The 17,636-nt window shown below is 72.6% G+C and carries 16 protein-coding genes; 1 reads left to right on the forward strand and 15 read right to left on the reverse strand.

The features are described 5' to 3' along the window. Window positions 1–43 precede the first annotated feature (43 nt). Window positions 44–922, forward strand: a complete 879-nt coding sequence (locus VFR90_RS13030) for a chemotaxis protein CheB (RefSeq protein ID WP_326406641.1) — start codon at window positions 44–46, stop codon at window positions 920–922. A gap of 9 nt (window positions 923–931) precedes the next feature. Here the strand turns inward: VFR90_RS13030 and VFR90_RS13035 are convergent, their stop codons facing one another. The 15 genes from VFR90_RS13035 to VFR90_RS13105 form a co-directional block, all read right to left on the reverse strand. Next, complete coding sequence (locus VFR90_RS13035; RefSeq protein WP_326406573.1) at window positions 932–1,861, reverse strand: NAD-dependent epimerase/dehydratase family protein; 930 nt, start codon at window positions 1,859–1,861, stop codon at window positions 932–934. Then, window positions 1,861–2,865 carry a fumarylacetoacetate hydrolase family protein gene (locus VFR90_RS13040; protein ID WP_326406574.1) on the reverse strand — a complete coding sequence of 335 codons (1,005 nt, stop codon included), beginning with the start codon at window positions 2,863–2,865 and terminating at the stop codon, window positions 1,861–1,863. Before VFR90_RS13040 ends, VFR90_RS13035 begins: the two co-directional genes overlap by 1 nt. 18 nt (window positions 2,866–2,883) lie before the next feature. Further along, window positions 2,884–3,657, reverse strand: coding sequence for an SDR family NAD(P)-dependent oxidoreductase (locus VFR90_RS13045; protein ID WP_326406575.1), 774 nt, complete (start codon window positions 3,655–3,657; stop codon window positions 2,884–2,886). Next, window positions 3,654–4,232, reverse strand: coding sequence for a cupin domain-containing protein (locus VFR90_RS13050; RefSeq protein WP_326406576.1), 579 nt, complete (start codon window positions 4,230–4,232; stop codon window positions 3,654–3,656). The genes VFR90_RS13045 and VFR90_RS13050 overlap by 4 nt, the downstream gene beginning before the upstream one ends. Next, window positions 4,229–5,089, reverse strand: coding sequence for a cyclase family protein (locus VFR90_RS13055; protein WP_326406577.1), 861 nt, complete (start codon window positions 5,087–5,089; stop codon window positions 4,229–4,231). The genes VFR90_RS13050 and VFR90_RS13055 overlap by 4 nt, the downstream gene beginning before the upstream one ends. Next, window positions 5,086–6,249, reverse strand: coding sequence for an MFS transporter (locus VFR90_RS13060; protein WP_326406578.1), 1,164 nt, complete (start codon window positions 6,247–6,249; stop codon window positions 5,086–5,088). The genes VFR90_RS13055 and VFR90_RS13060 overlap by 4 nt, the downstream gene beginning before the upstream one ends. A 142-nt stretch (window positions 6,250–6,391) precedes the next feature. After that, entirely contained in the window at window positions 6,392–7,522 is a 1,131-nt protein-coding gene (locus tag VFR90_RS13065) for an FAD-dependent oxidoreductase (protein WP_326406579.1), read from the reverse strand. Beyond that, on the reverse strand, window positions 7,519–7,878 hold the full coding sequence (locus VFR90_RS13070; RefSeq protein WP_326406580.1) for a Rieske (2Fe-2S) protein: 360 nt from the start codon (window positions 7,876–7,878) through the stop codon (window positions 7,519–7,521). Before VFR90_RS13070 ends, VFR90_RS13065 begins: the two co-directional genes overlap by 4 nt. Window positions 7,879–7,885: 7 nt before the next feature. Then, window positions 7,886–8,911, reverse strand: coding sequence for a VOC family protein (locus tag VFR90_RS13075; RefSeq protein ID WP_326406581.1), 1,026 nt, complete (start codon window positions 8,909–8,911; stop codon window positions 7,886–7,888). 46 nt (window positions 8,912–8,957) lie between these two features. Continuing rightward, window positions 8,958–9,794: an EthD domain-containing protein gene (locus VFR90_RS13080; RefSeq protein WP_326406582.1), complete on the reverse strand. Its 837-nt coding sequence runs from the start codon at window positions 9,792–9,794 to the stop codon at window positions 8,958–8,960. Between the two features lie 8 nt (window positions 9,795–9,802). Further along, entirely contained in the window at window positions 9,803–10,966 is a 1,164-nt protein-coding gene (locus VFR90_RS13085) for an alpha/beta hydrolase family protein (protein ID WP_326406583.1), read from the reverse strand. A 7-nt stretch (window positions 10,967–10,973) separates the two neighbouring features. Continuing rightward, a complete protein-coding gene (locus VFR90_RS13090; protein ID WP_326406584.1) occupies window positions 10,974–13,463 on the reverse strand; it encodes an efflux RND transporter permease subunit in 2,490 nt (829 codons plus the stop codon). After that, window positions 13,460–14,506 (reverse strand): WD40/YVTN/BNR-like repeat-containing protein, encoded by a 1,047-nt coding sequence (locus tag VFR90_RS13095; RefSeq protein ID WP_326406585.1) that lies wholly within the window; start codon window positions 14,504–14,506, stop codon window positions 13,460–13,462. The genes VFR90_RS13090 and VFR90_RS13095 overlap by 4 nt, the downstream gene beginning before the upstream one ends. Continuing rightward, entirely contained in the window at window positions 14,506–15,858 is a 1,353-nt protein-coding gene (locus VFR90_RS13100) for a DUF1329 domain-containing protein (RefSeq protein ID WP_326406586.1), read from the reverse strand. Before VFR90_RS13100 ends, VFR90_RS13095 begins: the two co-directional genes overlap by 1 nt. Window positions 15,859–15,875: 17 nt before the next feature. After that, window positions 15,876–17,531 carry a DUF1302 domain-containing protein gene (locus VFR90_RS13105; RefSeq protein ID WP_326406587.1) on the reverse strand — a complete coding sequence of 552 codons (1,656 nt, stop codon included), beginning with the start codon at window positions 17,529–17,531 and terminating at the stop codon, window positions 15,876–15,878. Window positions 17,532–17,636 lie beyond the last annotated feature (105 nt).

Here is a 17,636-nt window from a genome sequence, read left to right on the forward strand (position 1 = left end):
CTGCGGCGCAGGTGGACGAACCGTTTACCGCGGCAGCGTCTTCATCGTGATGCACATCGCGCCGCATTCGCAGTCGATGCTGCCGGGCATCCTGGGCCGTGCCGGCCCGCTGCGCACGGTGAAGGCGGAGGACCGGATGCGGATCGAGCCCGGTTGCGTCTACGTCGCACCGCCCGATTGCCACCTGCTGGTCGAGCGCGACCAGCTCACCGTGCTGCGCGGCCCGCGCGAGAACCGCCACCGCCCGGCGATCGATCCGCTGTTCCGCTCGGCAGCCTGGGCCTATGGGCCGCGGGTGATCGGCGTGGTGCTGACCGGCAATCTCGACGACGGCACCGCCGGCCTGTGGGCGATCCGGAGTTGCGGCGGAGTGACCGTGGTGCAGGAGCCGGCGGAAGCCGAGTACCCCGAGATGCCCTCGAACGCATTGACCCACAACCGCGTCGATCACCGGCTGCCGCTGGACGGCATCGCCGCGCTGATGCTGCGGCTGATCGACGAGTCGCCCGGGGCGGCGCCCCCACCGCCGCCGTCGAGCGTCAAGGACGAGGTCGAGGCGGTCAAGTTCAACAGCGACGTACGCACCGTCGCGCGCCTCGGGGCCTTGTCGCCCTTCACCTGCCCGAGTTGCCGGGGCGCGCTCTGGGAACTCCAGGAAGGGGGCCATCTGCGCTACCGCTGCCACACCGGCCACGCCTACACGCTGCCCACGTTGGTGAACGACCAGAAAGAGGCGGTCGAGGGCAGCCTGTACGCGGCGCTGCGCGCGCTCGAGGAGAAATCGATGGCACTGCGCCGCCTGGCCGAGCGCTGGCCCGACACGCTGCCCGGCGTCAAGGACGACTACCTGCGCCGCGCCGGCGAACTGGAGGACTCCGCCGAGGTGCTGCGCGGCATGCTGGCCGGCAACGAAGGCCGCTGAAGCGGGCCGCTACAGCGCGCGCCGCACCAGGCGCGCGAGGTCGCCGTCGCAGGCGAAGCCGAGTGCGCGGGCGCGCGGCGTGTGCAGCGGCGGCATGCGGCCGAACAGCGCCTCGATCGCCGGCTCGCTGCGCCACTGCGGCAGCACCCCGCGGCCGTGCGCGGCGGCGGCCGCCACCTCGCCGGTGGTGGCGCTGAGCACCGGCAGCTGCACCGCGCGCGAAGCCGCGAGCCGCTGCGGCGCGAGCGTGGCGGCATGCAGCAGGTTGTCGATGCAGCAGGGCAGCGACATCCACCAGCAGCGCGCCTCGGCCGACACCGGGCAGTCGTAGCGCTCGCCGGCGGCGGTGCGCCGGATCAGCTCGCTCATGAAGGCCGAGCCGTGGCCGCTCGGCTGCGCAGGCCGCGCGACGATGCCCGGCAGGCGCAGCGAGATGCCGTCGATCTCGCCGCGGCGGCTTGCGTCGGCGATCAGCACCTCGAGCATCTGCTTGTGCGCGCCGTAGCTCAGCAGCGGCGCGAGCGGCTGGTCCTCGTCGATCGCGCCGTCGGCCGGCAGCGCGCCGTAGACGGCGACCGAACTCGCGAACACCAGCCGCGGCGCGCGGGGCAGGGCGGCGAGCCGCGTCAGCAGCTCGATCGACGCGAGCAGGTTGACCCGCAGGCCCAGCGCCGGCTCGCGCTCGGCGAGGCTGCCGGGAATGCTGGCGAGGTGGAACACGCGCGCGGGCGGCTCGGCGAGCGCATGGTCGAGCACCGCGGCGTCGCCGAAGTCGCCTTCGACGAGTTCGAGCCGCGCATCGTCGCGCCACGCGGCCGGCGCCTGCGCGAAGCTGCGGTCGAGCGCGACCAGCCGGCTGGACGGCTCGGCCTCGCCGCGCAGACGCTCGACGAGCGCGCGCCCGACGAAGCCGGCTGCGCCGGTGACCAGCACGCGCATCAGCGCGCGCCTTGCGCGTGGCGCTCGAAGCGCACGACGCGCTGGTCGATCGCGCCGAACGGCCCGTCGCGGCCGTCGGGGTGGCGCGCCTGCATCCGCACCCGGTCGCCGAACTTCATGAACGGCGTGCGCGCGGCGCCGAGGTCGAGCATCTCGATCACCCGCCGCTCGGCCAGGCAGGCCGAGCCGGCCGCGCGGTGCTCGTTCGAGACGGTGCCCGAGCCGACGATCGTGCCGGCCGCGAGCCGGCGCGTGCGCGCCGCGTGCGCGACCAGTTCGCCGAAGCCGAAGTTCATCTCGCGGCCGTTCGGCTCGCCGAAGCGTTCGCCGTTCAGCGCGACGTGCAGGTTCAGCCGCACGCGGCCGTCGCTCCAGGCGTCGCCGAGTTCGTCGGGCGTCACCGCGAGCGGCGCGAAGGCGGTCGAGGGCTTGGCCTGCAGGAAGCCGAAGCCGGTCTTCATCTCGCGGGGGCCGAGCGCGCGCAGCGACCAGTCGTTGATCTGCACGACCAGCCGCACCGCGGCCAGCGCCTCGGCGGGCGTCGCGGCCATCGGCACCGGGCCGACGACCACGCCGAACTCGCCTTCGAAGTCGATGCCGTCGGCCTCGCTGGGCAGCGGCACGTCGGCGTGCGCGGCGAGCAGGTCGTCGCTCGCGCCCTGGTACATGACCGGGATCGTGTCGAAGTCGGGGATCGGCGGCGTGTTGAACGCGCGCTCCATCAGCCGGCCGTGGTTGAGGAAGGCCGAGGCGTCGAGCCACTGGGGCGCGCGCGGCAGCGGCGCGAGGCAGCGCGCGGGATCGAAGGCCTGCGCGCCGGCGGCGCGGCCGGCGTCCAGCGCCGCGGCGAGCTCGCGCAGCGCGGGCTCGGCGGCCTCCCAGGCCTGCAGGGCCGCCAGCAGGCTGGGCGCGATCGCGCTCGCGTCGAGCGCATGGCGGTGGTCGCGGGAGACGAGATGCAGGCGGCCGTCGAGCGTGCCGTCGTCGAAGGTGGCGAAGCGCATGGTGGGTTCTTGCGTGGGTCAGGAGCCGTCGGAGACCAGCGTGCCGCCGTCGACGACCAGCGTCTGGCCGGTGATGAAGCCGCCGGCCTGGCTTGCGAGCAGCACGGCGACGCCGGCCACTTCGCGCGGCTCGCCGGCGCGACGCAGCGGCGTCATCGCGAGCCGGCGCCGCATGAAGGTTTCGTCTGCCAGCAGCCGCTCGGCCAGCGGCGTGCGGATCAGCCCGGGCGCGATCGCGTTGACCCGCACGCCGCGTGGGCCCCACTCGACCGCGAGGTTGCGCGCCAGCTGCGCGAGCGCGGCCTTCGTCAGGCCGTAGAGGCCGATCGCGCCGTTGCCGCGCAGGCCGGCGATGCTCGACATCAGCACGACGCTGCCGCTTCCCTGCGCCGCCATCGCGGGCAGCAGCCCGGCGGCCAGTCGCGCGGCGCTGCGCAGGTTGACCGCGAAGACTTGCTCCCAGTCGGCGTCGCCCGCGTCGAGCAGCGCGCCGGCCGGGCCCTGGATGCCGGCATTGCACACGAGCGTGTCGATGCGGCCGAACGCGGCGAGCGCGCGGGCCGCCAGCGCGGCGGCCTCGCCCGTGTCGGCGAGGTCGCAGCCGATGGCCGCAGCGCGATGGCCGGCGCCGCGCAGCGTCGCGGCGAAGTCCTCGCAAGCGGCGCCGTCGCGGTCGCTCGCGACGACCGCCGCACCGTGCTCGCAGAAGGCCAGCGCGATCGCGCGGCCCAGCCCGCCGGTCGCGCCGGTGACCAGCGCGACCTGGCCCCGCAAATCGAACAGCCCGCTCATCGGGCGGCCAGCGCGCGGGCGATCGCCGGCTCGTAGGCGCCGTCGACCAGCACGAACAGCATCCGGCACGGCCGGCCCGAGCGGTTCGCCCAGGCGTGGTTCGTGCCGCGCTGGACGACCACGCTGCCGGGCCGCAGCGCGACCTCGCTGTCGTCGAGCACCAGCGTCAGCTCGCCCTCGATCACGACGCCGTAGTCCACCGACTCGGTGCGGTGCATCAGCGGGTGCGGCGAATCGGCCTTCACGGTCGAGGCGGCCGCGTCGCCGATCTGCGCGAAGGCCGCGTCCATCCGCTCGGCACCGTGCGCGAGGAAGTCGGCGGTGTCGGGCGGGATGTCGACGAACCGGATGCGCGTGCCGTGCCTGGGCGGCGGCAGGCTCAGCGGGCCGGCGCTCGGGTCGGGGCCGTTGTCCACCGGCGCGGGCGTCGCGCCCGTGGACCAGACCTCGTGGAACACCGTGCCGGGGATCGCGGCGAGCTCGACGACGGTGGGAAGCGGCCCGTCGCTCGCGACGATCGCCTTGCCTTGCGCGTCGTGGCCGGTGACGACGCGGTGGATCGCGGGCAGGCTCATCGCGCGGCGCCCTCGTCGTCGAAGATCGCGACCGCCCGCGTCCAGCCGGCCGAGGCGCCGCGGATCTTGTGGGGGAAGCAGCTGATCGTGAAGCCGTGCGGCGGGAGGGCTTCGAGGTTGTGCAGCTTCTCCAGGTGGCAGTAGCCGATGTCGCGGCCGGCCTTGTGGCCTTCCCAGATCAGGCTCGTGTCGCCGGTCTCGGCGATCTTCTTCGCGGTGTGCGCGAACGGCGCGTCCCAGCTCCAGGCGTCGGTGCCGGTGAGGCGCACGCCGCGCTCGAGCAGGTGCATCGTCGCCTCGTAGCCCATGCCGCAGCCGGCGCCGAGGTAGTCGCGCTGGCCGTAGCGCGAACCGGCGCGGGTGTTGACGACGACGATGTCGAGCGGCTGCAGCTCGCAGCCGATGCGCGCGAGCTCGGCCTCGACTTCGGCGGCGGTGACGACGTGGCCGTCCGGCAGATGCCGGAAGTCGAGCTTCACGCCCGGCTGGAAGCACCATTCGAGCGGCACCTCGTCGATGGTGATCGACGGCCGCGCGCCGCCGAGCTTCGCGTCCATCGTCGAATGGAAGTGCCAGGGCGCGTCGAGGTGCGTGCCGTTGTGGGTGGTGAGCGTGACCCACTCGGCCGCGGCGGCTTCGCCGTCGGGGTAGTCCTCGGGCTTGGTGCCCGGCAGCATCGCGAGGAACTCGGGCAGCGTGTCCGCGTGCTTCTGGTAGGTGATCTTCGGTGCGAGCGGCGGCGGGTCGGAGAGCACGTCGTTCTCGAGGTAGATCGAGAGATCGACGAAGCGGCGCCGGGGCCGCGCGGCACCGCTGCGGCCGGCCGGTGGGGTGGGCACGGGGCGTTCGAGCGTCATGCCAGCGCCTCCTGCGGCGCCGCTGCGGCGCCCGGGCGCGGCAGCTTCGCGAAGCAGGCCACCGCGACCACCGCGATCACCGCCGCGGCTGCGCCGAGGCTGCCGTAGCCGAAGGCCTTGACCAGCGTGCCGCCGAGGATGGGCCCGATCGCCGCGCCGATCATCAGCATCGCCGGGGTCGCCGCCATCGCGCGGCCGCTGCGGTCCATGCCGGCGAGCAGGCCGAAGGCGAAGGTGTGGGTGAAGATCATCACCGCCGCGAACACCGAAGCCGCCGCGGCATACGGCGCGAAGGCCGGCGAGTTCATGATCACCGCCACCAGCAGCGCCTGCACCACCGGCCCGGCCAGCATCACGCTGCGTGCGGCCCAGCGGCGCTCCAGCAGCGCGGCCAGCACGGCCGGAAAGAGGTTGACGACGCCGAGCGCGATCAGCACGCCCGTCACCGCCTGCAGGCCGAAGCCGCGATCGCTGCCGACGCGCTCGAGGAAGCTGAAGGTCATGGCCTGCACGAGGCCCATGCAGGCGATGCCGACGATGCCGTACCAGACCACCGCCGGCATGCGGCCGGCCGGCGTGCGTGCGGCGTCCGCGGGCGCCGCCACGGCGTCGGCCGCCGGGAAGGCCAGCAACGAAACCACCGCCGCCACCGCCATCACGCCGCCGAACACGAGGAACAGCGCCGGCCCGCCCGCGGCGGCCACGAGCTGCGGCGTCGCGCCGAGGAAGACGATCGCGAACACCCCGAGCGCGATGCCGACGATCGCGAACAGCCGGTGCGGGTTGCCGCTGCGCGCGATGCGGCCGTGCGTCACGCTCAGCGCCGCGCCGGTCGCCAGGCCGGCCAGCGCGTGCAGCGCGGCCATCGTCGCGAAGTCCTGCGTCTGCGCCACCGCCGCGAACAGCGCCGCGGCGATGCCGAAGCCCAGCGTCGCGACGGCACGGCCGTTCAGCCGGTTGAACAACGGCGCCAGCGCCACGCTGGCCGCCACCGCGCCGACGAGGAACAGCGTCGCCAGCAGCCCCGCCTGCTGCGGATCGAGCCGGTACCGCGAGATGAGCGTGCCGACCCACACCGGCAGGGCCACCAGGTCGACCATGCCTGCGCAGTGCGCCACCATCAGCGCGATGCGGCCGGGCCAGCGTTCGGTCTTGCTCATGAAAACATCCTCTCTTGGCCAGCCGAGTCATGCGCTGGCGATGGCACGACCTCGAGCGAGCGGCCGCCGCGGATCCGGCTTCGCCGGTCCGCCAGCGGCGCCCCTCGAGGGGAGCGGCGAAGCCGCAACGGGGTGGTCGTCATCAGATGGGTTCGGCCAGCGCCACCAGCGACTCGCGCATCAGCTGCGCGTGCTCGGCCTTGTCGCCGTGCGCGATCTCGATGGCGCCGAGCCGGCCCGAGTTCTCGACCACCATCCGGCAGCGTTCCCAGCGCCGCGCCTGGAAGGCCGCGAGCCCCGCCTCGACGCTTTCCGCGCGGCCCAGCTCCTCGGCCAGCACGATGCCGTCCTCGATGCCGATGCAGGCGCCCGAGGCGAGGTGCGGCGTCGTCGCATGCACCGCGTCGCCGATCAGCACGGCGCGGCCGCGATGCCAGGGCCGCGGCAGGAGCAGGCTCTCCAGCGGGCGGTAGATGACCTGCGCGTGCTCGTCGATCTGTGCGCGCAGCGCCTGCAGCAGCGGGTCGGGGAAGGGCGCGAGCAGCTCGCGCAGCATGGCCGGCTGCTGCTCGGGCGGGATGCGCTCGTTGCGTGGCCGATGCTCGGTGACGAACAGGTACATCTGCGTCGCCGACACCGGGTTCACGCCCGGCTTGGTCGCGCCACCCATCCACATGCGGCAGCGGGTGATCTCCGCCGGCCGCGGCAGCACCGCGCGCCACACGCCCTGGCCGGCGTAGGCGGGCTGCGGCGCTTCGGGAAACAGCTGGGCGCGCACCGCGGAATGCAGACCGTCGGCGCCGACGACGAGGTCGTAGCGCTCGCGCTGCCCGTCGGCGCAGACAACCTCGCAGCCTTCGGCGTCCTGCGCCAGCGTCGCGAAGCTGCAGCCCAGCCGCACCTCGACGCCGGCGCGGCGCGTGGCCTGCGACATGATCTTCGCGAGCGTCGGCCGCAGGATTGCGCCGCCGCCGGGCACGTCGGGGCCGGCGACGCGCGGCGTCGGGAGCTCGCCGATCGGCGCGCCGTGCGGTGCGCGCAGGTCGACGCCGTCGCTGGCCGCGCCTTCGCGCAGGAAGTCGTCGAGGATGCCCAGCGTGCGCAGCGCACGCAGCGTCGCGCCGCCGAGGCTGATGCCGGCGCCGTAGGAGCGCCAGCCGGCATCGCTTTCGATCAGATCGACCTGCACGTCGCGGCGCGCGAGTTCGATCGCCGCCGACATGCCTGAGAAGCCGCCGCCGATCACGGCGGCCTTGCGCAGCGGAATGCTCATGCTGGGGTCTCCTTCTCCGTCATGTGTTCGATGTCGCCGGCGGCGTTGACGCGGATCGGCACCGCGGTGAGCGACTGGCCGAGGCAGGGCCCGAGGATGCATCGGCCGCTCGCGATCTCGAACTGCGCGCCGTGCGCGGCGCAGACGATGCGCCGGCCCGCGGCATCAAGATAGGCGTCGCGGCGCCAGGCCAGCGGCGTGTCGCCGTAGTGCGGGCAGGCGTCGAGGTAGGCGTGCAGCCGGCCGCGATGGCGCACGACGAAGACGCCGGCTTCGGCATAGCCGCGCGCGCCGCCCTCGGGCACCTCGGCCGCGGGACCGAGGCGCGAGGCGGACAAGCGCTGCCCGGCATCCATCGGCCGATCAGCCTTCCGCGACGACCGAGGCGCCCGCCGCGCGCGGCCGCGGCGCGAGCAGGCCGCCCGGCGCGCCGGAGGTCGCGCCCTCGGCTTCGCCGGGCACCGCGCCGCCCGGCGGCCCGCCGCCCGGCGCCCACTTGTCGCGCTGCTGGAACAGGAACAGCTGCGAGCTGTCCGCGCCCATCGGCGCCTCGCGCGCGACCCAGCTCGCGTCGTGCAGGTCCATGTCGGCGTCGTATTCCACGTGGCAGCCCAGCGGGCTGTTGAAGTACCAGAACCAGTTCGAGCCGAAGATGTGCCGGCCCGGCCCCCAGAACGACTGGTAGCCCTTCTCGACGAAGCGCGTGCCGGCCAGCATCACCTCGGTGGGCCCGCCCATGTGGAAGGTGAAGTGCTCGCAGCCGGTCATGAAGGGTGGCGTCTGGATCAGGAACAGCGTGTGATGGTCTTCGCACGCGGCCGGCCGCATGAACGGGCCGACGCCGGTGAAGCGGTCGGTGCAGACGAAGCCGAGGCGCTCGTAGAAGGCCGCGGCCTTCGCCTCGTCGGGCACGAAGTAGACGACGTGCGACAGCGTGCGCGGCACGGGCGTCGGCGCTTCGGGGTCGAGCGCGAGCACGTTGGCCGGCCGCTGCGCCGGTGCCCCGGGCGCGTTGACCGTTTCGGCGGCCAGGCGGATCGGGCGGCGCACGCTGCGCTGGAAGCCGAGCACGAAGCCGGCGTCGTCGGTCGCCTCGAGCGAGCCGTCGGCCAGGCGCCGCACCGGCCGGTCGCGACCGAGTTCGTCGGCGATGGCGTCCAGCGTCGCGTCGTCGGCGACGCCGTAGATCGTCTTGCGCAGCATCGTCGCGGTGGGCAGCGGCGCGGGCAGCGCCGGGTCGTCCTTCGCCTTGAGGACGATGGCGGTGCCGTCGAGCGCTTCGAAGCGGCCGTCGCCGGTGGCCGTGAGGCCGTAGTCGCGCAGGTACTGCGAGCAGGCGGCGAGGTCGTCCACGCCGAAGACGAGCGCGTCGGGTCCGAGGATGTTCACGATGGGGCCTCGTTCGGAAGTGAGGGTTCGAAGGGAAGCGGCGCGCTCAGGTGCGCGCGCCGGCGTGGATCACGTCTTCGTGCATCAGCAGCGCGAAGGGGCTGCCTTCGGCGACGAGCCCGGGGCGCACGAGCGACTCGCGTACCGCCGCCTGCCAGGCGCCGAGCAGCGCGCGGGCGGCGGCCTCGTCCTCGAGCCAGAGCTCGTCGATGCCGTCCACCGCGGGCGGCTTGCCGGCGGCGGCCGGCGGGCTCGCCACCCGGTTCTGCACATGGCGCTGCACCGCGGCGCGCGGCAGCTTCGCCACCGCCTCGGCCCAGCCGCGCTCGAACGCGGCCTCGGCCACGCCGCCCGCGCGCTGCAGGAAGCCCATCAGCTTGACCGTGCCCGCCGGCGCGCCGCCGGCGCGCGCATGCAGCACGCGCTCGCGCGACGGCAGAAAGACGACGCTCGCCTGATCGACGAAGTTGTCCTCGTCGCCCTTGAGCTTGTCCAGGTAGTAGCGGGTCTCGCGCGAGCGGGCGAGCGCGGCGAAGTCGGGGAACCAGACCTGGGTGACGAAATCTCGGTTCAGCGCGAGCGGGTCGCTGCCTGGCGCGGTCGCGCGGAACTGGCCGTCGAACACGGTGTTCTGCACGTAGCGGCGCGGCGCGTGGGCGGCGTCGGCGGCGATGTAGCCAAGCACCAGCTCGCCGTGCACGCGGCGGATGTGATGGCGGTGTTCGGCCAGCGTGGTGCCGGGCTTGCGGCGGCCGACGATCAGCAGCTTCAACGCGAGCGGATCGCCGGGGGTGGCGGCATGAGCGTTCTCGAGCGGCAAGGCAGGCATGGCGAGCAAGGCCAGCGCGAGCCGGCGACGTTGATGGTTGACGGGTGCGTGCATCGGCGGCCTTATCGCGTGCGGCCGCCCAGGGTCTCGGCGACCCAGTCGGCGATGTACTGGCCCGCGTTGATGCTGTTGTCGAAGCTCGAGTGCTGCACGCCGCCTTCGCGCTCGGTGAAGACCTTCAGCTCGCGCTTCGGGCTGTTCACCAGCTGCTCGTAGGTGCGCTCGGCCCACTTCAGCGGGATCTGCGAATCGCGCTCGCCGTGCGTCACGAGGAAGGGCACGCGGATGCGATCGAGCACGCCGTCGAGGTGCACGTTCTCGGCGATGCGCATGAAGTCCGCCTGGTCCTTCGCGCCCCAGACCCACTGCACGTGGGCCCAGTAGTGCGGCACCGGGAAGTCGCCTTCCTTGTCGAGGCGCTTCTTCTGCACGTCGCGCCAGTCGTGGTTGGCGCCCCAGACGACGCCCGCCGCGAAGCGCGGCTCGAAGGCCACCGCGCGCGGGCAGTAGTAGCCGCCGAGCGAGACGCCTTCCATGCCGATGCGCCGGGCGTCGATGTCCTCGCGCCGCTCGAGCCAGTCGACGATGCGGCTGGCCCAGTGCTCGCTGTCGAAGCGCGCGGTCAGGCCGCGCAGGCGCAGCGCGTCGCCGGTGCCGGGCTGGTCGACGACGAGCGACGCGACGCCGCGCTCGGCCAGCCACTTGGGCAGGCCGACGAACCACTTCATCTCCTTCGTCGAATCGAGCCCGTTGACCTGCAGGAGGACTGGCATGCGCTCGCCCGGCCGCACGCCCTTCGCCGGCACGAACAGGCCCGAAAGGAAGCTGTCCTCGTAGGGGATGCGCACCGGCTCGCAGGCGTCGCCGGCCAGCGCGATGCCCTTGGCGAAGACCGCCTGGAACCGTTCGTAGAGCGCCATGCGCCCCGGCGCGCCGTGCGCCTGCAGCCGCTCGCAGGTGGAGAGGTAGATCGCGGCGCGCTTGTATTTCTCGCCGGCGGAAAGGAGCCGGCCGCGCGATTCGTCCTCCTCGGCCAGGCCGCAGAGCTTGTCGGCCATCGCGGCCCAGGTCTCGCGGAAGGCGCGGGTGCCGGCGGCATCGGGCTGCTTCGCGGCCTCCTGCAGCGGCGCGCACATCGCCTCGATCTCGCCGATGCGCGCGCCCATCTCGATGGCGAGGTCGACCGAGAGGTTCCAGACGTAGTTGGTGGGGAAGTACTTGAACATGGTGCTTTCAGGCAGCGATGCGCCGCGCGATCGAGGGGTCGGTGTTCGCCGCGAGCGGCGCGGGCGGCGAGGGCGTCGCGGCCGCGATGGCCGGCGACGCGGCCGCCGGCTTCAGCAGGAAGTGGGCGAGCGCGGGCAGCAGCACCAGCGCGCCGAGCATGTTCCACAGGAACATGAAGGCGAGCAGCAGCCCCATGTCGGCCTGGAACTTGATGGGGCTCGCGACCCAGGTGACGACGCCGACCGCCAGCGTCAGGCCCGTCAGCAGCACCACCTTGCCGGTGAACAGCAGCGCGCTCCGGTAGGCCTCGGCAAGCGTGCGGCCTTCACGCATGCGCGCGAGCGTCACCGAGAGGATGTACAGCGCGTAGTCCACGCCGATGCCCACGCCGAGGGCGATCACCGGCAGCGTCGCGACCTTCACGCCCATGCCGAGCGCGACCATCAGCGCCTCGGCCAGCACCGAGGTCAGCATCAAGGGCAGCACCGCGACCAGCACCGCGCGCCAGGAGCGGAAGGTGACGAAGCACAGCAGCACCACCGCGCCGTAGACCAGCGCCAGCATCTGCCACCACGCCTGCTTGACGACGATGTTGGTCGCGGCCTCGATGCCGGCGCTGCCGGCGGCCAGCAGGAACTTCACCTCGTCGGTGTCGTTGGCCTTCGCGAAGGCCTCGACGTGATCGACCACGCGCGTCAGCGTCTGCGCCTTGTGGTCGCGCAGGTAGGCGTAGACGGTCAGCAGGTTGCAGCTGTCGTTGTACAGGCCGCGCGGCGCGCCGGCCGTCACGGTGTTGAGCATGTCCTGGTTGGGCAGGAAGTCGTACCACTTGGGCATGCCTTCGTTCAGGCCCGCGGTCACGCGGCGCGTCAGCAGCGCGAGCGTGTTGGTCGTCTCGACGCCGTCGATCTGGCGCAGCTGCCATTCGAGCGCGTCGATCTTGTTCAGCGCGTCGTAGCGCGAGCACTGGCCGTCGGGCGTCTTGACCATCACCGCGAGCACGTCGCTCGAGGCGCCGTAGGCGCGGCTCATGAAGGCCACGTCGCGGTTGTAGCGGCTGTCGGCGCGCAGCTCGGGCGCGCCGGGGTCGAGGTCGCCGATCGCCAGCCGCGTGCTCGCGGCGAAGCCGCCCACGCCCATAAGCACCGCCGCGGTCACCACCCAGGCGGCGGGCTTGCGCTGCGTGAAGCGCACGAGCTGCGTCCAGACGCGGCCGGCCTGCGGTGCCGCGGCGGTGGCCTCCGAGCGCAGGCTGCGCTCGGCCGCGCGCGGGCTCACGCCGACGTAGCTCAGCAGCACCGGCAGCAGGATCAGGTTGGTGAAGACCAGCGAGGCGACGCCGATGGAGGCGGCGATCGCCAGCTCGCGGATCACCTGGATGTCGATCACCAGCAGCACCGCGAAGCCCACCGCGTCGGCGAGCAGCGCGGTGAGCCCCGCGAGGAACAGGCGCCGGAAGGTCAGGCGCGCGGCGACGAGCTTGTTCACCCCGCGGCCGATGTCCTGCATGATCCCGTTCATCTTCTGCGCGCCGTGGCTCATGCCGATCGCGAACACGAGGAAGGGCACGAGGATCGAGTACGGATCGAGCGCGTAGCCCAGCAGCGGCAGCAGCCCGAGCTGCCACACCACCGCGACCAGCGAGGCGGCCACCACCAGCGCGGTCGAGCGCACGCAACGGGTGAACCAGTACAGCGTCGCGGTCGCGATCGCCACCGCCAGCGCGAAGAAGCTCAGCACCGCGCGCACGCCGTCGATGAGCTCGCCGACGATCTTCGCGAAGCCGGTGATGTGCATCTGCACGCGCGCGCCGCCCGGTGTCGCGGCCGCCGGGTTCTCGTACTTCGCGCGCAGCGCCTCCAGCCGCCCGGCGAAGGCCGCGTAGTCGAGCGGCCGGCCCTCGGCGTCCTTCGCGAGCAGCGGCACGACGATGACGGTGGACTTCGCGTCGCGCGCGACGAGCTGGCCGATCTCGCCGGAGCGCGCGATGTTGGCGCGCAGCTTCTGCAGGCTCTCGGGCGAGCCGTCGTAGCCGTCGGGGATCACCGGGCCGCCTTCGAGGCCTTCCTCGGTCACGCCGACCCAGCGCGTCGTCGGCGTCCACAGCGACTTCATCCGCACGCGGTCCACGCCGGGCGCGAGGAAGATCTCGTCGCTCAGGCGGCGCAGCGCGTCGAGGTAGCCGGCGTCGTAGATCGTCGCGTCGGCCTTCGACGGATCGACCGCCACTGCGACCCGCACCGCGTTGCCCAGGCCGCTCAGCTCCTGCTGGTACTTCAGGTAGTTCGCGATCCACGGGTGGCTCGACGGGATCGTCTTCTCGAAGCTCGCGTTGAGCTGCAGCCGCGTCGCCTGCCAGCCGAGCAGCAGCGTGACGAGCGTGCACAGCAGCACGACCCACCCGCGGTGGTTGAACAGCGCGCGCTCGACGAGCGAGCCCGAGCGCGCGTCGAAGGGCGCGCCCGCGTCGATCGGGTTCCGGCCGCTCGGCGTCATCTCGGTGCGTCCTTCGCCTGCGCCACCGGCACCGGCTGCACGCCGGCGAGCCCCAGCGCGAGCAGTCCCTGCGCGCCGGCGGCGAGCCCGGCGATCGGCGCCAGCGGCGTGGGGTTGACCGGCGCGAAGCCGGCGGCGCCCAGCCGCATCACGAAGCCGGCCTGGTTGCCGAGCCACAGGCCGGCGTCGCGGTCGAGCATCGAGGCGGTGATCGACGCCGGCATCGGCACCGCGAGCTGTTGCCAGCTCGCGCCGGCATCGGTCGAGCGCCAGGCGTTGCCGCGCAGGCCGGCAACCAGCCAGTCGGCGGCCGACAGCAGCTCGGCGGTGAAGAAGCTGCCCTTGTACGGAAGCGCGATGCGCTTGAAGCTCGCGCCGCCGTCGGCCGAATGCAGCAGCAGGCCTTGCTCGCCGGCGACGAGCAGCGTCTCGCCGTGGCGGCGCAGCGCGTAAAGATGCAGGCCGCGCGGGTTGTCGAGCCGCGCCATCCAGGGCGTCCAGCGTTCGCCGCCGTCGTCGCTGGCCGCCGCGATGCCGTAGGCGCCGACGACGACGATGCGCTTCGCGTCGAGCAGCAGCACGTCGAGCAGCGGCTTGTCCGGGCCGTCCTGCAGCAGCAGCTCGGCCTCCTTGATGCGCGCCGCGTCGCCGCCGGCGCGCGCCGCATCGAGCGCCATCTGCGCGAGGCGCCGCCCGTCGAGCCGGCGCGTCCAGGTCTCGCCGGCGTCCTCGGTGGTGAGCACCGTGCCGCCGTGGCCGACCGCGACGCCGCGCCGTGCGTCGGCGAAGCGCAGCGCCGTCAGCGTCACGCTGACGGGGCAGGGCGCCTGGCGCCAGGCCTTGCCCTGGTCGTCGGATAGCAGCACCACGCCACGCTCGCCCACGGCCACCAGCCGCTCGCCGGCCCGTGCCGCCGCGAGCAGCACCGCGCGCTCGGGCTGGCGCAGCTGCAGCGCCGGGCGCTGGAGCGCGTCGGTCACCGGCGCGGCGATCAGCGGCGCCGCGGCGAGCGCCAGGGCCGCCGCGAGGAGGCGGACTGCCATCACCGGACGCCTTCGCCCGCCATCGCCTCGGGCGTGAAGAACGAGTCGGGCCGCCGCGGCACGATCTTGTATTGCATCGGCTGCTCGTTGACGACGCCGCTCGCGTACCAGCCGCCGGACAGCAGGTCGTTGAAGCCCCACTGCTGCTGCGGCGTGGTGGCGGGCAGGTCGGGCATGACCACCGGGTGCGCCCACTGCGTCTTCCACAGCTGGCCGTTGCCGTCCCAGCGGTCGCCCAGCACCGCGATCCAGGTGTCCTCGTCGAGGTAGTAGCGGCTCTTCGACGCCTGGTGCCGCTGGCCCTGCTTGAGCGTCGCCTCGATCACCCAGACCCGGTGCAGCTCCCAGCGCACGTGGTCGGGGTTGAGGTGGTTGGCCAGCAGCACGTCGCTGTCCTTCGCGGGCGTGTGCAGGCGGTTGGCGTTGTAGGGGATGAACATCTCCTTCCTGCCGACGACCTTCCAGTCGAAGCGGTCGAGGCGGCCGGTGAAGACGTCGGTCTCGTCGAAGCTCGCGAGGCCGCTGGTCGCCGGCGACGGCGTGTCGCAGCAGGCGTTGGGCAGCTTGCGCACGCGGCGCTGGCCGGTCAGATAGACCCAGGCGCCGGTCTTGTCGTGGTCGAGGTTCTCGCGGCCGGTGATCATTTCGCCGGCGCGCACGGGCGGGCCCTGCGTCGTCATGCGCAGGGCCCAGAAGTCGCCGGTGGACTTCTCGGGCTCGCCCTTCGCGTAGAACGGCATCTGGAACTCGCCGTTGGCCTGCACCGAGAGCACCCGCTGGCCGTTGGCCGTGCCGATGTAGCCGCGGAACTGCGACTGCCAGGCCTCGCCGCGCCAGCGCAGCAGGTGGTTGCTCATCATCTCCTTGGCCGACGTGGTGATCGGGAAGGGGATGCCGCCGTGCGCGCCCTTGACGATGTCGTTCTCGAGCCTTGCGCTCGTCGCGTTCTTCGCGATGTTGTCGTAGACCCATTGCGGCGCGGCCGCGGTGCGGTGCGTCTTGTAGACATCGACGCGGAAGCTCTGCGGGTACTTCTTGATGAGCGCCTGCGTGCCGTCGGAGAGCTTGTCGGCGTGCTGCGCGAGGTTGCTCGCGTCGATCTTCAGGATCGGCTTCTCGGCCGCGAACGGGTCGCCGCGCCGGCCGCCGTTGACGAAGCCCGGGATCGGGGTGGTGTAGCCGCCGGTCCACGCGGGGATGCTGCCGTCCTTGTTGCCGGCACGCTCGGCGCCGAAGGGCGTGAGTTCGGTCTTCAGCTTCGCGGCCTCTTCGGGCGTCACTGCCGCTTGGGCGGCAGCACCGAGCGCCGCGGCGCAGGCGAGCGCGATCAGGCGCATGCGGATCGGGTTCATGTCGGTCTCCTTGTGCTTCAGAACGTGGTGCGCAGCGACAGCGAGATGAAGTTGCGGTCCTTCAGCGCCTGCTTGTATTGAGCGTTGCCGGCGTTGTCGTTGGTGCCGCCCTCGGGGCCGATGTAGTGCACGTAGTTGAGGTTGGCGAACCAGCTGCCGAGGTAGACGGCGCCGAGGCCGATGCTCACGTCGCCGCCCTGGTCGACCCCGAAGCCGCTGCCGAGCGCCGAGGACTTGCCCCAGGTGAAGCCGCCGCCGACGCTCGGCGAGAGATCGAGCCCGTCGAGCACCTGCCGGTAGGTCGGCGTGTAGACCATGCGCGCCGAGGTCGCCGAGCGCGAGGCGTTCGGGTTCGCCATGCGCTGGTTCTTCGTGAACTTGATGCGGCGGTTGCCCGCCACTTCGCCGACGAAGCTGGCCTCCTTCGCGATGAAGCTCGGCCCCAGGCTCGCGAGCCAGGAGAACTGGTAGTGCGCGGTCTCGCCGACGGCGTAGCCGGGGTTGTCGCGGTTGTCGAGCGCGAAGCCCGGCGTCACCTGCGACGAGCTGGCGAGCGGCATGTTCTGCCGCACCGAGGCCTCGGCCGCGAGGCTCCATTCGCCCACCGTCTTCGCGGCGCTCACGCCGTAGGCGTGGATGTCCTCGCCGTAGAGGAAGCGGTAGGTGCTGCCGGCCACCGGCGGCGGGCCGCTGAAGTTGAGGTTGCTCGGCGTGAAGGCGTGGAAGTTGATCGCGTACAGGCCGAAGTCGGTGTCGATCGCTTCGGAGCGAAGGCGCAGCTGCACGCCGCGCTGGCCGCTGTCGCGCGCGTCGAGGTCGCCGACGCGGTTGACCGTGTTCGGCCCGGCGCGCAGCGTCTCGCCGCCCGGGCCGCCCGGGTCGATGGCGTTCAGGTAGGCGCCGCTGGGCGGCAGGCGGCTCTTCTCCCATTCGTAGCCGACGTAGGCGCCGACGGCGATGTCGGGCGTGATCTGCACCTGGCCCGACAGCTTGCCGGTCGGGCGGCCGATCTCCTTGAACTGCGAGTTCGGCACCGAGGTGGCCTTAACGATGTCGATCGGCGCCATGCCGCCGGCGATGCCGTTGGCGCCGAAGAACAGGCTTTCGCCCCACAGCAGCGTGTGCTTGCCCAGGCGCAGCGTGACGGGCACGCCGACGTCGACCTTGCCGAACACGAAGGCGTCGAGCAGCTCGGCCTTGCGGCCCATCACCTCTTCGGTCTCGGCGGGAAATTCGCCGGCCGGGAAGTGGTTGACGGTCGCGGTGGTGTTGTCGTTGCGCCGGTTGTAGACGGTGTCGTACCAGGCCGCGCCGCTCAGGCGCGCGCCGAAGCCGCGCCAGGAGACGTCGAGCTCGCTCAGCAGGTCGAAGCGGTTGGAGACGATGCCGCGGTCGAAGTTGTTGTCGCCGTCGTCCTGGTTGATGTTGTTGGTGCCGACGAAGCTGCCCGGCGCCGCGCCCGGCACCGTGCTCGCCAGCGCCGCCGAGCGCGACTTCACCCGCGCGGCGGCGGTGTAGCGCACTGTGTTGTCGAGCCGCAGGCGCAGGTCTTCCACGCCGGTGTCGATCTCGAAGGCCTGCGCCGGGCAGGCCACCACGGCCATCGCCGCGGTCGCCAGCGCGCCGCGGCAAAGGGACGGGTGCCGGCGCGGCCGGCTGGGCTTGTTCTGCATCGCTTGTCTCCTCGTTCTTGCTCTTGCTCGGGTTTGCAAGAGGTTAGGAACGCGACACCCCCAAGGAAAATGGTTTCGCTCCATGCGATGTATGGACCGCCGAAA

It is taken from the genome of Methylibium sp., from assembly GCF_035762065.1.
GTDB lineage: Bacteria > Pseudomonadota > Gammaproteobacteria > Burkholderiales > Burkholderiaceae_C > Methylibium.